Annotated in this window: 13 protein-coding genes and 1 pseudogene; 9 read left to right on the top strand and 5 right to left on the bottom strand. The window is 71.8% G+C overall.

Annotated elements, in window-relative coordinates; translation table 11 throughout:
- Positions 1-6 precede the first annotated feature (6 nt).
- The 6 genes from G567_RS0112680 to glmS all read left to right on the top strand — a co-directional run bounded on the left by G567_RS0112680 (position 7) and on the right by glmS (position 9060).
- A complete protein-coding gene (locus tag G567_RS0112680; RefSeq protein ID WP_028930289.1) occupies positions 7-939 on the top strand; it encodes an alpha/beta hydrolase in 933 nt (310 codons plus the stop codon).
- 77 nt (positions 940-1016) lie between these two features.
- Entirely contained in the window at positions 1017-1928 is a 912-nt protein-coding gene (locus G567_RS28490) for an ABC transporter ATP-binding protein (RefSeq protein ID WP_037057012.1), read from the top strand.
- Positions 1925-2767 carry an ABC transporter permease gene (locus G567_RS0112670; protein ID WP_028930288.1) on the top strand — a complete coding sequence of 281 codons (843 nt, stop codon included), beginning with the start codon at positions 1925-1927 and terminating at the stop codon, positions 2765-2767. Before G567_RS28490 ends, G567_RS0112670 begins: the two co-directional genes overlap by 4 nt.
- Positions 2768-2807: 40 nt before the next feature.
- On the top strand, positions 2808-6668 hold the full coding sequence (locus tag G567_RS0112665; RefSeq protein WP_051232894.1) for an ABC transporter ATP-binding protein: 3861 nt from the start codon (positions 2808-2810) through the stop codon (positions 6666-6668).
- A gap of 275 nt (positions 6669-6943) precedes the next feature.
- Positions 6944-7213 carry a hypothetical protein gene (locus G567_RS0112660; RefSeq protein ID WP_028930286.1) on the top strand — a complete coding sequence of 90 codons (270 nt, stop codon included), beginning with the start codon at positions 6944-6946 and terminating at the stop codon, positions 7211-7213.
- A gap of 11 nt (positions 7214-7224) precedes the next feature.
- Positions 7225-9060 carry a glutamine--fructose-6-phosphate transaminase (isomerizing) gene (gene glmS / locus G567_RS0112655; protein WP_028930285.1) on the top strand — a complete coding sequence of 612 codons (1836 nt, stop codon included), beginning with the start codon at positions 7225-7227 and terminating at the stop codon, positions 9058-9060.
- A gap of 52 nt (positions 9061-9112) precedes the next feature.
- Here the strand turns inward: glmS and G567_RS28485 are convergent, their stop codons facing one another.
- Positions 9113-10252: an MSMEG_0568 family radical SAM protein gene (locus tag G567_RS28485; protein WP_084796102.1), complete on the bottom strand. Its 1140-nt coding sequence runs from the start codon at positions 10250-10252 to the stop codon at positions 9113-9115.
- Between the two features lie 60 nt (positions 10253-10312).
- Between G567_RS28485 and G567_RS36200 the strand changes: the two genes are divergently transcribed.
- Positions 10313-11506 carry a hypothetical protein gene (locus G567_RS36200; RefSeq protein ID WP_028930284.1) on the top strand — a complete coding sequence of 398 codons (1194 nt, stop codon included), beginning with the start codon at positions 10313-10315 and terminating at the stop codon, positions 11504-11506.
- Between the two features lie 284 nt (positions 11507-11790).
- Here G567_RS36200 and G567_RS37175 read toward each other — a convergent pair.
- From G567_RS37175 to G567_RS28480, 4 genes and pseudogenes are all read right to left on the bottom strand, one after another.
- A pseudogene (locus G567_RS37175) lies at positions 11791-11931 on the bottom strand (anti-sigma-D factor RsdA); the annotation flags it as partial.
- A 195-nt stretch (positions 11932-12126) separates the two neighbouring features.
- A complete protein-coding gene (locus G567_RS0112635) occupies positions 12127-12615 on the bottom strand; it encodes a SixA phosphatase family protein (RefSeq protein ID WP_211223910.1) in 489 nt (162 codons plus the stop codon).
- A gap of 61 nt (positions 12616-12676) precedes the next feature.
- Positions 12677-13000 carry a WhiB family transcriptional regulator gene (locus tag G567_RS33190; protein ID WP_084796100.1) on the bottom strand — a complete coding sequence of 108 codons (324 nt, stop codon included), beginning with the start codon at positions 12998-13000 and terminating at the stop codon, positions 12677-12679.
- Positions 12997-13476: a universal stress protein gene (locus G567_RS28480; RefSeq protein ID WP_161631700.1), complete on the bottom strand. Its 480-nt coding sequence runs from the start codon at positions 13474-13476 to the stop codon at positions 12997-12999. The genes G567_RS33190 and G567_RS28480 overlap by 4 nt, the downstream gene beginning before the upstream one ends.
- Before the next feature lie 400 nt (positions 13477-13876).
- Here G567_RS28480 and G567_RS0112620 point away from each other — a divergent pair, with 400 nt between their 5' ends.
- Together G567_RS0112620 and G567_RS34835 are read left to right on the top strand one after the other, a co-directional pair.
- Entirely contained in the window at positions 13877-14377 is a 501-nt protein-coding gene (locus G567_RS0112620) for a GreA/GreB family elongation factor (protein ID WP_028930280.1), read from the top strand.
- Between the two features lie 223 nt (positions 14378-14600).
- On the top strand, positions 14601-14876 hold the full coding sequence (locus tag G567_RS34835) for a DUF3040 domain-containing protein (protein WP_037057010.1): 276 nt from the start codon (positions 14601-14603) through the stop codon (positions 14874-14876).
- Positions 14877-14922: the final 46 nt, after the last annotated feature.

Here is a 14922-nt window from a genome sequence, read left to right as displayed (position 1 = left end):
TGGGCAATGGCGCTCGATCCACAGGCCAAGGCGCTGATCGATGCCTTGGAGGCGCAAGGGATGAAGGACTTCTCGGAGATGACCGTCGAGGAGGCTCGCGAGACGGGGCTGGCCTTCATCGACCTGCAGGGCGAACCCGAGGAGGTCGGGAACGTCGAGGAGCGGTCCATCCCCGGCCCGGAGGGGGAGATCCCGGTTCGGGTCTACACGCCCGCGGGCGAGGGCCCGCACCCGGTAGTCGTCTACTTCCACGGCGGCGGCTGGGTGATCGGTGATCTCGATGTCGTCGACAAGCCCTGCCGGACGTTGACGAACGCCGCGAACACTGCGGTGGTCTCGGTCGGCTACCGCAAGGCCCCCGAGCACCGCTACCCGGCGGCGGTGGAGGACTGCTACGCCGCGACGAAGTGGGTGGCCGAGAACGGCGCCGAACTGGGGCTGGACATCTCCCGGATCGCGGTGGCGGGCGACAGTGCGGGCGGGAACCTCGCCGCGATCATCGCGCAGCTGGCCAAGCAGCGTGGCGGGCCGTCGCTGGTCTACCAGCTGCTCATCTATCCGGCCGTGGACGCCGCGGGCGACTACCCCTCCTACGTCGAGAACGGTGAGGGCTACCTGCTCACCAAGTCCGCGATGGACTGGTTCTACCGCCACTACTTCGGCGGTGACCATTCGGTGGCCGAGGAGCCGACGGCCTCGCCGATCCGCAGCGACCTCTCCCGTCTGCCCCCGGCCACCGTGATCACCGCGGGCTACGACCCGCTGCGCGACGAGGGCGACGCCTACGCGCGCAAGCTGGCCGAGGCCGGGGTGAAGACCGAGCACGTCACGAACCCGACGATGATCCACGGCTTCTTCTGGATGCTCGGCGCCATCGACCACACCCGCGGGGCGTTCGACCAGGTCGGCAGGCAGCTGAAGGCCGCGTTCGGCACCTGACCCCCCGGCCCCGGCGCGTCGCCCGCGAGCCTCCGGCAGGATGGGAGGCGCGTCGAGGAACCGGGGGACGGCAGGCAGTGGAACCGAGCGGGCGGATCACCGCCGACGCGCTGAGCAAGCGGTTCGGGTCGGTCACGGCCGTGGAGGGGCTCAGTTTCACCGTCGAGCCCGGCACGGTGACGGGGTTCCTCGGGCCCAACGGCTCGGGAAAGACCACCACGCTGCGGATGCTGCTGGGCCTGGTCACGCCCACCTCCGGCGAGGCTCGGATCGACGGGCTGCGCTTCGCCGAACTGCCCCATCCGGCCGGCGCGGTGGGCGGGGTGCTGGAGGCGCAGGGCTTTCACCCCGCCCGTACGGCGCGGGCCCACCTGCGGGTGCACGCGGCCGCCATCGGTGTCCCGGACGAGCGGGTCGAGGAGGTCCTCGCGCTCGTCGGGCTCGCGGGTGATGCCCGCCGTCCCGTCGGGGGCTTCTCGCTGGGCATGCGGCAGCGGCTCGCGCTGGCCACCGCGCTGCTCGGCGATCCGCGGGCGCTGGTGCTCGACGAGCCGGGCAACGGGCTCGACCCCGAAGGCGTCGCCTGGCTGCGGTCGTTCCTGCGCGGGTTCGCCCGCGACGGGCGCAGCGTGCTCGTCTCCAGCCATCTGCTCGCCGAAGTCGACCAGACGGCCGATCACGTCGTCGTCCTCCGCGACGGGCGGTGTGTCTACCAGGGCGGGCTCGATCGGTTGCGGGCGTCGAACCGGCCGCGGGTGCTGGTGCGCTGCGCGTCCCCGGTGGAACTGGCTGAGCAGCTGGCCAGGGGCGGGCTGCTGGAGATCGACACGCTGCCCGACGGCAGGCTCGCGGTCGCCGCCGACGCGGTCCGGGTGGGCGATGCGGCGCTGGCCGCGGGCGTGGCCATCTACGGGATGGTCGAGGAGCGCCTCGATCTCGAGCAGCTGTACTTCCAGCTCACCGCCGACCAGGGGGTCGGGCCGCGATGAGGGGACTGCTTCGCGCGGAGCTGCGCAAGACCGCCTCGACGGGATCGTGGTGGGCGCTGCTCGTCCCGGTGGTCCTGCTCACGGTGTCGATCAATGCGTTCGGCGGGCTGTTCGGCGCGACGGTCACCGGGCTGGGCGCGGGGTCGGCGGTGGTGCTGCTGGCATCGCTGGCCTACACCCTCGGCCTGACCAGCGTGCTCGCCATGGTCCACGGGGTCGTCGTCGTGACCAGCGAGTTCCGGCATCGCACGATCACGACGACCTATCTCACCGCGCCGGGCCGCGACCGCGTGCTGGTCGCGAAGATCCTCACCGCGGGCGCCATAGGCACCGGATATGCGGCGGCCGCGGTCGTGTTCGGGCTGGGCGTCGGTCTCGCCGTACAGGGCGGCGGCGCCCTGCCCGCGCCGGGCCCGCTGCTCGGCGTGACCGCCACTGGGATCGTCGTGTGCTGGCTGTGGTCGGTGTTCGGGGTGGCGCTGGGCATGTTGGTCACCAGTCAGGTGGGGGCGCTGGTACTCGCACTGGTCTACGTGCTGGCCGGGGAGAACGTGCTCGCGCTCGTGCTCAACTCGGCCGAGCCCGCGGTCGGTTCCACCGGGCCGCCGCTGCTCGCCCGGCTGACCGCATACCTGCCGGTCAACGCGGGTGATATCGCGCTCTACGACGTTCCGGCCCGCGAGCTCGCCGGCCCGAGGCTGTCCGGCGTCGTCATCGAGGGGCTGGCCGGGGTCACCGCGCCGCCGACGGGATGGGTGTCGCTGGTCGTGCTCGCCACGTGGGTGACGGCGGCGGTGGCCGCCGCCTGGCTGGTCGGCGCCCGCCGCGATATCACCTGAGCCATGGGCGAGCGTCGGTGACCGGGCTTAGCCTGGCCGGGTGGTGAACTCCAGCTCGGCGGGTGAGGTCGTCCACCGGCGGGGCTGGATCCGCCGGCTGGCCGGGGCCTGCCTGCGCCACCGCGGAGTCACCGTCGGCGCGCTGCTGGCCTCGGTGCTCGGTGTCAGTCTCGATGCGATCGGGCCGCTGCTCACCAGGGTGGCCGTCGACGACGCCGTCGCCGGGACCACGGACCTGATCGGCGTGATCGTCGCGGCGATCCTGGGGTTGGCGGCGATCCGGTTCGCCGCATCGTTCCTGCGCCGTTACCTCGCGGGCTGGATGGCCCTCGACGTCCAGCACGATCTGCGCCGCCAGGTCTTCGCCGCGGTCCAGCGGCTCGACGGCCAGCGCCAGGACGCTCTGCGCACCGGTCAGGTCGTCTCCCGCGCGATCACCGACCTGCAGCTCGTCCAGTCGCTGCTGTCGATGGTGCCGCTGGCGACGGGAACGGTCGCGCTGGTCGCCGCCTCGGTGGCGGCGATGCTGTACCTGTCACCGCCGCTCACCGCGATCGCGCTGATCATGCTGCCGGTCGCGGGGTTGATCACGAACCGCACCCGGCGCAAGCTGTTCCCGGCCACCTGGTCGGCGCAGCAGCGCGCCGCCGACGTCGCGCAGCAGGTCGAGGAGACCGTCACCGGCGTCCGGGTGGTCAAGGGTTTCGGGCAGGAGGCGCGCGAGGTCGCCAAGCTCGAACGGCTGGCCGGCCGGCTGTACGCCGAACGGATGCGCGCGGCCCGGATGACCGCCAGGTTCAGCCCCACGCTGCTCGCGCTGCCCACGCTCGGGCAGGTCGGCGTGATCGGGGTCGGCGGGATGCTCGCGCTGCACGGTTCGATCACCCTCGGCACCTTCCTGGCCTTCATGACCTACGTCGCGCAGCTCGTCGGGCCCGCCCGGCTGGTCGGCTCGCTGGTCGTCTCCGCGCAGCTGGCGCGGGCGGGCGTAGAGCGGGTCTACGACCTGGTCGACTCCACCCCCGAGGTCACCGACCCGCCGGATCCGTCGCGGCTGCCCGCCGGGCCGCTGCCGATCGAACTCGACGATGTCCGCTTCGGCTACAGCAGCCGCGAACCCGTCCTCGACGGGCTCTCGCTCCGGGTCGAGCCCGGCGAGACCATGGCGTTGATCGGGACGTCGGGATCGGGCAAGTCGACGGTCGCGCTGCTGCTTCCGCGCTTCTACGACCCGCAGTCCGGCGAGCTGCGCCTCGGCGGGGTGCCGCTGCCGCGGCTGCCGCTGGCCGACCTGCGTTCGGAGCTGGGGGTGGTGTTCGAGGAGGCGTTCCTGTTCTCCGACACCATCCGCGCCAACATCGCCTACGGCAGGCCGGACGCGACCGATGCCGAGGTTCGGGCCGCCGCCGAGGCCGCCCAGATCGCCGCCTTCGTCGACACGCTGCCCGATGGCTACGACACCCAGGTCGGGGAGCGCGGGCTCACCCTCTCCGGTGGGCAACGGCAGCGGATCGCGCTGGCCAGGGCCATGCTCACCGACCCGCGCGTGCTCGTGCTCGACGACGCCACCTCCGCCGTCGACACCGCCACCGAGGCCGCGATCCACGCCACGCTGCGCGAGGTGACGGCGGGGCGCACCACGTTGCTCATCGCGCACCGGCGCTCCACCCTCGCGCTGGCCGACCGGATCGCGGTGCTCGACCGCGGTCGCGTCGTCGACATCGGCACGCAGGACGAGCTCACCGCGCGCAGCCCGCTGTTCCGCGAGCTGCTGGCTGCCGCCCCGGCCGACGGCGTCGATCCCGCCCCGGGCGGCACCGCCGCACCGACCGGCCCCGTCGGCGACGAGCCCGCCGCGCCCCTCGACGGCACCCCCGAGCTGTGGCCGGATCCGGCCGACACCCCCGCCACGTCCGAGCGGGCGCTGCGCAGCGCGGCGGCCTCGGCGGGTTCGGCGCTCGGCGCGCCGCGCAGCGGAGCGTCGGCCATGGTCGGCGGCATCCCGGCGACACCGGAACTGCTCGCGGCGGTCGAGGCGCTGCCCAGGACCACCGAGCGGCCCCGCCTGGGCACGCTCGACCCCACCACCCCGGATCCGGGCTTCCGGCTCGCCCGGCTGCTGCGGCCGGTCCGCGCCCTGCTCGTCCTGACGATGGCGCTGGTCTCGGCCGACGCGCTCGTCACGCTGGCCTTCCCGAGCGTGGCGCGCTACGCCGTGGACCGCGGTATCACGCCTGGCTCGGGCTCGGTGATGCTCACCGCGACGCTGCTCGGCCTCGGCCTGGTGGCCGCCGGGTGGCTGGTGGTCGCCGTGCAGACGGTGGTCACGTCGCGGGCCGGAGAGAGCCTGCTCTACCTGTTGCGCGTGCGCAGCTATGCGCATCTGCAGCGACTGGGGCTGGATTACTACGAGCGCGAGCTCGCCGGCCGGATCATGACCCGGATGACCACCGATGTCGACGCCCTCTCGACGTTCCTGCAGACCGGGCTCGCGCAGGCCGTGGTCAGCCTGCTGACGATCATGGGCGTCACCGTCGCCCTGCTCGTCACCGACGCCCAGCTCGCACTCGTCGCGCTGGCCGTGCTCCCGATCCTGCTCGCGGCCACCGTGGTGTTCCGCAGGCTGTCCTCGGTGGCCTACGCCGAGGCACGCGAGCGGGTGAGCGCGGTGAACGCCGATATGCAGGAGAACGTCTCGGGTGTCCGGGTCGCGCAGGCGTTCGTCCGGGAGAGGCGCAGCGCCGCCGCGTTCAGCGAGCGCAGCGCCGCCTACCGGCGGTCGCGGCTGCGCGCCCAGCGCTATATCGCGACGTACTTCCCGGGTGTGGCGTTCCTGTCCGACGTGGCGCAGGCCGCGGTGCTCGGCGTCGGCGCCGTCCGGGTCGCCCACGGCGACCTCACGGCCGGTGTGCTGACCGCGTTCCTGCTGTACCTGAACCTGTTCTTCGCCCCGGTGCAGCAGCTCTCCCAGGTCTTCGACGGCTACCAGCAGGCCCGCGTCGGGCTGCGGCGCATCTCCGACCTGCTGCGCACCCCGACCTCGGTCCCCGCCGTCCCGGCCGGTGCCGGCGTTTCGGTGCCACAGCGGCTGCGCGGCGAGGTCGAGCTGCGCGATGTCACCTTCACCTATCCCGGAGCCGAGAAGCCCGCGCTGACGAGGGTGTCGCTGCGGGTCCGGCCGGGGGAGACCGTGGCGCTGGTCGGTGCGACCGGGGCCGGCAAGTCGACGCTGGCCAAGCTGCTGGCCCGGTACTACGACGTGGACGAGGGCGCGGTGCTGGTCGACGGGGTCGACCTGCGCACGTTCGTGCTGGCCGACTATCGTCACCGGCTCGGCGTCGTGCCCCAGGAACCGCATCTGTTCACCGGCGACATCGCGGCCAACATCGCCTACGGCCGTCCGGACGCCACACCGGCCGAGATCGAGGGCGCGGCCCGCGCGGTCGGCGCGCTCGAGATGGTCCGGGCGTTGCCGGGCGGTTTCCGGCACCCGGTGGGCGAGCGCGGCCAGGGCCTGTCGGCGGGCCAGCGCCAGCTCGTCGCGCTGGCCCGTGCCGAGCTCGTCGACCCCGACCTGCTGATCTTCGACGAGGCCACCGCCGCGCTGGACCCGGCCACCGAGGCCGCCGTCCTGGCCGCGGGCGAGCGGTTGACGGGCCGCAGCCCGGCTCCCGGCGGCGTGAACGGGCCCGGTCGAACCGCGTTCGTCGTCGCGCACCGGCTGGCCACCGCGGCCCGCTCCGACCGCATCGTCGTGCTCGACGGTGGCCGCATCGTCGAGCAGGGGCCACATGCCGAGCTCCTCGCCGCGGGCGGGCGGTATGCGGCGCTGTGGCGGGCCGGGGAACTTGAGCCCGCCGGGACGGCCGATGACGACTACACCTCGGCCCGCTCGGCCTGATCCGGCCCCGCCATCCTGATCCGGCCCCGGCTTCCGCCAGCCCGCTCCCGGCCCCAGCAAGATCAGCCTTTCGGCAGCGGGAACCGCGGAAATCGCGGCCAACCGCTCCAGAACGACGATCATGACCGGGGGCCGCCGGGAGCGCCGGGAGCGGTGGGGCGTGGAGCCGTCGCTGGGGCTTCCACTCAGTGCTACGCCGTGGCTCAATCCTCATTCTTGCCCGATATCGGGCAAGAATCTGGCATTTGCGAATGAGGTTCGGGCACGATCGACCGGTGCCTGCCGGACCTCACGACGATCTCATCGCTCACCTGGTCCGCGGCAGCCCGCTCAGCGCAGGGGAGGCGGAGCGGGTGGTGGCCGAGGTCCTGAGCTACTTCGCCGAGCCGGTTGAGGAGTTCGTCCGGCGCCGTCATACCGAGTTGCAGCGCCGCGGGCTGACCAACGACCGGATCTTCGAACAGGTGAGCGTCGAGCTGGGGGTTCGCCGGGTGGCACCACCCGCGCTGTCCATCCGGCAGCTGCGACGCATCGTCTACGGATAGGGGGAACCGTCATGTGCGGGATCGTCGGATACGTCGGGGCGCAGGAGGCCGTCCCGATCCTGCTGGAGGGGCTGGGCCGATTGGAGTACCGCGGTTACGACTCCGCGGGCCTCGCCGTGATCGGCCGCGGAGCGCTCAGAGTGCACAAGGTCAGCGGGCGGGTGGCCGACCTCGCGGCCGGTCTTCCGGCCCGGTTCAAGGGCGGCGCCGGCATCGGGCACACCCGCTGGGCCACCCATGGGGAGCCGAGCGTCGCCAACGCGCATCCGCATACCGATACGTCCGGCCGGATCGCCGTCGTGCACAACGGGATCATCGAGAACGCCGAGGAGCTGCGGGCCAAGCTGACCGCGGACGGCGTCGAGCTGCGTTCGCAAACCGACACCGAGACCGTCGCCCACCTCATCGCGGCCGCGTTCACCGCCGGCGCGCACGATCTCGAACAGGCGGTCCGACAGGCGCTGCGCCAGGTCGTGGGTGCCTACGGGCTCGCCGTCCTCGACGTCGAGCATCCCGACCGGATCGTCGTCGCCCGCAACGGCTCACCGGTGCTGCTCGGCGTCGGCGAGAAGGAGATGTTCGTCGCCTCCGACGCCGCCGCGCTCGTCGGCTACACCCGTCAGGTCGTCTACCTCGACGACGGCGAGCTGGCCACGATCATCGCGGGCGGCTACCGTACGTACACCCTCGACGACCGATCGACGGCCAAGGCTCCCGCCACCATCGACTGGGAGATCATCGGCGCCGAGATCGGTGACCACGCGCATTACCTGATCAAGGAGATCGACGAGCAGCCGCGCGCGATCGAGCGGGCATTGCGCGGTCGGTTGAACGAACGCTTCGCCACCGCGCATCTCGGTGGGCTCAACCTCTCGACGCGGGAGGCCCGCGAGTTCCGCGGGGTGCGGATCCTCGGCTGCGGCTCGGCGTGCTACGCCGGTGACCTCGGCGCCCAGCTCATCGAGGATCTGGCGCGGATGCCCGCGGCCTCGGAGTCGGCCTCGGAGTTCCGCTACCGCAACCCGGTCGTCGAGCCCGACATGCTCTACGTCGCGGTCAGCCAGTCCGGCGAGACCGCCGACACCCTGGCCGCGGTGCAGGAGCTGCAGCGCAAGGGCGGCCGGGTGATCGGCATCGTCAACGTGGTCGGGTCCACGATCGCCCGCCAGGTCGACGGCGGCATCTACCTGCACGCCGGGCCGGAGATGTCGGTGGCGGCCACCAAGTCGTTCACCTCGACGGTCTCGGCGTTCGCGCTGCTCGCACTGCATCTGGGGCGGATCCGTGACCTGTCCCCGACCGAGGGTCGCCGGATCCTCGACGGACTGGCAGCGCTACCCGGCCAGATCGCCGAGATCCTCGAGGCGGAGAGGCGGACCGGCGCCGTCGTGGCGGTGGCCGGCGAGATCGTGCAGCGGCGCAGCGTGCTGTTCATCGGCAGGCGTCGCGGCTATCCGGTGGCCCGGGAGGGGGCGCAGAAGCTCAAGGAGATCTCCTACATCCACGCGGAGGCCTATGCCTCGGCCGAGCTCAAGCACGGGCCGCTCGCGCTGGTCAGCCCGGATCTGCCGACGGTCGCGGTGGTGCCCGACGACGACCTGCTGGACAAGAACACCTCGACGCTGGCCGAGATCCGCGCCCGCCGGGGACCGGTGATCGCGCTGGCCCATCGCGAGCTTCCGACGGACCTCGCCGACCACACGATCGTCGTGCCGAAGAACGAGCCCGAGCTGGACTCGATCCTGATGTCGGTGCCGCTGCAGTTGCTGGCCTACCACGCAGCCGTGGCACTGGGCCGCGACGTCGACCGTCCCCGCAACCTGGCCAAGAGCGTCACGGTCGAATAGCTGCGCTGTCGCGCCGGTGAGTGCGTAACAGTGTTCTAACACTGTTACGCACTCACCGGGGGTTGGTAGCTGGGGCGATGAGGTTGAGGGCCGAGCAGGCTTGGCAGCGGGCACAACCGGCGACGGCGGTGTCGGCGCCGAGGCCGCGTTGGGCGAGATAGGTGGCGACCTTGCGGTAGATCGGTTCGGTGTACTCGCGCGCCGGCGCCGGCACGTCCTCCATCAACGAGCCAGCGACGGGGCGTAGGGGGACGACGAACGGGTAGACGCCGATGTCGATCGCCCGCTTGCACATGGCGACCGTGAGATCGGGATCCTCGCCCATGCCGAGGATGACGTAGGTGGACACCCGGCCTTCGCCGAACAGCGCCACCGCACGCTCCCAGGTCCGGAAATAGGTGTCGATGCCGGTGCGGTACTTGCCAGGGGCGACCCTCGCCAACACCGCGGGATCGAAGGTCTCGATGTGGATACCGACCGCGTCGATGCCCAGGTCGTGGACCTTGTTGACGATGTCCAGGTCGCGGGGCGGTTCGAACTGCACCTCGACGGGCAGCCCGGCGGCCTGCTTGACGGCGTGCCCGCAGCGGGCGACGTAGAGCGCGCCGCGGTCGGGGGCGACCGAGGAGCCGGTGGTGAGGGTGGCATCGACGGCGCCGTCGAGGTCGCGGGCGGCGACGGCGACCTCGGCGAGCATCTCCGGCGTCTTCTTGGCGATGGTGCGGCGGGCGGCCAGTGACACGCCGATGCCGCAGAACGTGCACTGGTCGGACGTGCCCCAGTAGTTGCAGGCCTGTACCACCGTGGAGGCCAGGGAGTCCAGATGCAGCAGGGCGATCTGGTGATAGGGGATGCCGTCGGCGGTCGTCAGGTCGTAGAAGCGGGGCCGCGAGGTACCCGAAACCGCGGCGAGCTTGACGCCGTCGCGGTAGATGCCCTGGCCCTCGTCCTCGGCGCGCAGCGCGTAGGGAGAGTCGGCCCTCGGTGGCACCGTGGCGGGAACACCATCGATCCACATCATCCCGGAGTCCGAGGGGCCTGCGCCGCCCTGACGCCGGGTCTCCAGCTCGGTTTCGATCCGCAGCCCCACCGCCTGCAGTTCCATGATCAGGGCCGCCACGGCGCCGGGGTCCGCCGCGCGTGCGGGAGTCGGGGCCCCGGAAGGCTGAGCGGTATCCAGCACGTCGGTCATGCGACAACCACCTCGAGGATCGCGGACAGGTATATCCACTATAGGAGGTGGGGTTGTCATATGCGATACGGCTGGGGGTCGGGGGCGTCCGGCGCCGCCGGGAACAACGCCGCCTACCGGCTGGTGCCGGTTCGGGTCGTGGCCGAGGAATGCGGGATGGAACTCGCCGAGGACTTGGCCGACGACTGTGCGTCCGGCGTGCGGTCGACCGGTTTCGTGGCGGTGCTCGAATGCTGCTTCTCGGGCGTGGCCGCGCCTGATTCAGACATGATCTTGCCCGGCCGCGTGCGGCTGGGTTCGTACGCGTCGCCCGGACGCTCGGTCGTGACCGGCGCCGACGTCGGCTCGAGGCTCTGCGACCTCGGGTGCGTGCTGGCCGACTGCCGGGGTGGCTTCGGCTTCGCGGGCTGGGCTGGTGTTGCCTTGGTGAGCTGGGTCGGCTGTTGGGGGGTGGTGGCCGGCGGTCGGGCCTGCCGCGAGGTCGTCGACGGCTGCGCGGCCGGCTGGGCGCGTCGCGGCGAGCTCTCGCGGGTCGTGGTCTTCGGCTCGGAGCTGGGTTCAGGCCGCCCGGTGCTGGTCGGCGTCGGGGTGGGTGTCGATGTCCGGGCGGACGGGCTGGGGACGGGGGTGGAGCTCCCCGATGTGGTCGACGGGGTGCTGGGCGACGGCGTACCCGACGGCGGGGTGGTGGGCGGCGGGCTTTCGCTCGTCGACGGTGTCTGCTCGGTCAAGGCCTGCCCGGTGTCCGCCGCGGGCGCCGTGGCGGTGGGTGGCTGCGCGGCGTGGATCGGCGGTGTCGGGGTGGGTGTCGATGTCTGGATGGACGGGCCGGGGCCGGGCGTGGAGGTCCCCGGGGCGGCCGGCGGAGCGGCACGCGACGGAGTGCCAGGGGCGGGGGCAGCGGGGGTCGAGCCGGTCGTCGTGGTGATGTCCGGGGCTGCGGCAGCCGGGGCGGACGAGGAACCGTGGCTCGGGGCGGCGGCCGGGCCGCGTCCGGTCGCGGCGGCGCTGCGGCCGGCGGTGGGACCGGGGGTGGGGCCCGCGGTGGGCGGCAGCTTCGCGATCAGCTGGTCGTGCTCGCGGACCAGCGCGTCGCGGCCATCCCCGGGGCGGACCTCAGGTAGCGCCGAGCGCACCCGCGAAATGTTCCGGACAGCGTCGGCGGTACGACCCTCTTGCAACGCGGCACGTGCCCGTTCCAGCCCGTCGCTGGCCGCGGTCGCCGCTTCGATCGAGCGCGCATGTTCGGTGTAGAGGACCTGCGTGACCGTCCACAGCGGATCACCGGGGCGGGCGCTCTGCGCGCCGATGGCCAGCCCGGACAGGACGACCAGCGTGAACAGCGCCGCGGCCGCCAGACGGACGAGGAAACGGGCCCGCCATGGGCTGAGCGCAACGGCGGCCGGCTGGGTGGCGGTGGTGCGGGGTGCCTCGGCGGGTTCCGGGGTGTGCGGTTCGTCCGCCGCTGGTTGCTGCACCGCCGTGACCCAGCCGGCCAGCATCGCGGCCAGCCGTTCGTCGGGGTCGTCGCTCGCGGCCAGCTCGGGGTCCGGCCGCAGTCGCCCGCTGCCGAGGGCGTCGAGCAGCGCGTCATCGGCGTGGACGGCGCCCAGGTCGACGGGCTGGTCGTCCCGGCCAGCATGACCTGGGCGACGACCGTCGTCGCCCGGGTCCTCCACTGGCTCGCGCACGCGACCCTCCTGTCAAGCCCTCGCCAAGGAAGTCGCTGCGGGTCGCGCCGGCGTTACTGGGCGTCAGGAGCCGGGCAAACCGCGCGATGTGGGCATCCGCCATTGCTGAGCTGAACTTCGGCGCTGTCTCCAGGGTGCGGCGCGGGCCGGTCGTCCCGCAACTTCTCCTCGCGCTGGTGCTCGTCACCCGCGCGGAGTCGCGTGTTCCTCGAGGACGGCGACGCGGGCGGCGGCGTCGACCCAGCCGCGGGGCCAGGCGACGACCGCGATCGCCGAGGTCTTCATCTCCAGGGCTTTGCCGGTGAGCAGCTCGACGAAGTCCTGGAGGGCGGGGTTGTGGCCGACCACCACCGCGGTCCCGGTGTCCTCGGGCAGCTCTCGGATGACACCGAGCAGCTCGCCGGCGCCCGCGGCGTACACCCGGTCGTCGAACCGCGGAGCGGGCGGATCGTCGAGCTCGGCCGCGGCGAGCTCCCAGGTCTGCCGGGTCCGCAGCGCCGGCGAGCAGAGCACCATGTCGACCTGACCGATGCGCTCGCGCAACCACCGGCCGATCGCGGGTGCGTCCCGCAGGCCCCGCTCGCCGAGCGGGCGGCGCAGGTCGGGGACGCCCTCCGGCCAAGCCGATTTGGCATGCCGGACGATCACGAGTCGATGCTGTGCGATAGCCACCCCCTTATCGTGCGCTATCGCGCTCGTGAGCGTTGAGCACCGCTGGAACAGTGTTATGCGCTCACGGGACCGAACCGGTGTTGGCGCGCACGACCGCCGCAAGTTCCGGTGAGCCCGCCATCTGCCTGCCCTCCAGCTCGCGGATCAGCTCGGCGCGAAGCCGCCGCCGATGGGCCGGGTTGAGCCCACCGTGGATCCCGTCGGTCACATTGGTCACCAGCGCCCAGCCCAGGCAGGTCGACTGCACGGGACAGGTGCGGCACAGCTCGCTAGTGATATGTGGGCTACGGGCCCCGCTCCGCGACGGCGACAGCGCCAAAGGGTCGATCTTCACGCAGTGCGCGCGGCTCTGCCAGCCCGCCCGCTCGACACGTACCGTCATCATGCCCTCTGGAGCTCTGCGGAGGCGTGCCGCGCCGCGTTGTCGGCCGTCACGGAGCTCGCCTCGCCCGCAGGGACGACCACGACGGCACAGCCGGCGTTCGCGACACAGTCCCGTGCGACGGAACCGATCGATCCTGGCGGCCGGTTGCCTCGCTGGCTACGGCCGACGACGAGGAGATCGGTGCTCTGGTTGGCGAGCCGGATCAGCTGTTCGCTCGGCTGTCCATCGAGGACGACGATCCGAAGGTCGACGTCGTCGGCGACATCGCCGAGCGCGGAGAACGCCTGGTGGACGCCCTGCATCCGGGGCGGCTCCTCGGTCGCGCGCCGCGATCGGGCCTCGCTCTCCTGTACGTCCACCGCATACAGCACCGCCCCGTGCGCCCGGGCGAGCGCAAGGGCCGTATGCAGGAGTTGACGATCCGTGCCCGATCCGTCCACACCGACGATCACCCGTCGCTGCACAGCCGAGCTCACCCCATCCTTCCCGCCGGGCCTGGCGCGCACCGAACGCGCCGCGCATGCCCGAGCCGTCGGTCGCCTCGCGTTCCATCTTGACGGCCGGCGACCGTTCTTTCAGCGATTGACCCGCGCAGACTTGCCCTGCCACAGGTTGCCGAGTTTCGGCAACGTGCGCTCCACGCCGTTCTGCACCCGGCGACCGGGCCGCGCGCGCAGTCCTGGTCGGTCCGTGTGATTGCTGTCCATCGGCAATCGCGGGCATGCGCTCGGCTTGACAATCGCGTAGGCTAGCGCCGAGCACGGTCCCTTCTGGGCGCCGTGCTCGTTTGCATCCGGACGATCACCGACGTGGTGCTGCGCACACCGGCGCGACCGGTCGAAACGCATGTCCGGGCCGAGGCGAGGAGTATCGAGGATGACTGAGGCACCGCAAGTCTGGCTGACCCAGGACGCATACGAGCGTCTGAAGGAAGAGCTCGCCGAACTCCTCGAGGAGCGTGCCGGGCGCAGCCCGGGAAGCGGATCCAACGGAAGTGGGGACGCGAACCGCGACAGCACCGATGATGCCGTGTACGCCGACCAGCGCGAGCGCGACCAGCGGATCAGGAAACTGCAGGAGATCCTGCAGAACCCGCTCGTCGGGCACGAACCCCCGGACGACGGAATCGCCGAACCCGGGATGGTGCTCACCGTCCGCTTCGAGGACGAGACCGACACCGAGACGTTCCTGCTGGCCGACCGGGAGCAGGGCAGTTATGGCGATATCGAGATCTACTCGCCCGATTCTCCGCTGGGGCAGGCATTGACCGGCGCCAAGCAGGGCGATAAGCGACAGTACCGGCTGCCGAACGACCAGACGATGACCGTGTCGTTGGTTCGTGCCGTGCCCTACGGGAGCCATTTGCAGGACCTGTGACGTCTGCCCCCGGCTGAGGTACTCGAAGCCCCAGGCCGGATCCCTGGTCTCCCCGTCCAGGTTGCCGGCCATCGGCAACCTGGACGGGGAGAACTTAGCCTGCTCCCGCCCCGGTGAGCGACCCTGCGGCGGGGCAGAATTGGATGCAGGCGCGAGCGAACCGGGAGTTCGAAAGTCAGTCGTTGATATCGGAACGCCGGCCTGCTTGTCCCAGGAGGTGCGTGTGCTCAGCGAACACGAACGGAAGTCGTTGCGTGCGGTCGAGGACCTGCTCATCGCCGACGATCCCGAGTTTGCCGCTTCTTTCCGAAGCGCACAGCGGCGCCTCCCCGGTCGCCCCGACACCAGCACGTACACCATCGCGATCTGCGCGTCGGTGATGCTGACGCTCGTGCTGCTCACACTGTCGTTCCCGCTTCCCGCACTGATGACGTCCGGCGCCGCGATGTATTTCTCGTGGCGTCGTGCGCACGTCCTTTTCAGTCGGAAGGATCAGTGAGGCGGCCTCGTCGGCCGGCACTGTTGCCGCTAATCCCGGAACCCGG

It is taken from the genome of Pseudonocardia asaccharolytica DSM 44247 = NBRC 16224 (assembly GCF_000423625.1).
Lineage (GTDB): Bacteria > Actinomycetota > Actinomycetes > Mycobacteriales > Pseudonocardiaceae > Pseudonocardia > Pseudonocardia asaccharolytica.
Note: the sequence above shows the minus strand (reverse complement) of the source record. Positions and strands in the feature narration are given on the sequence as shown.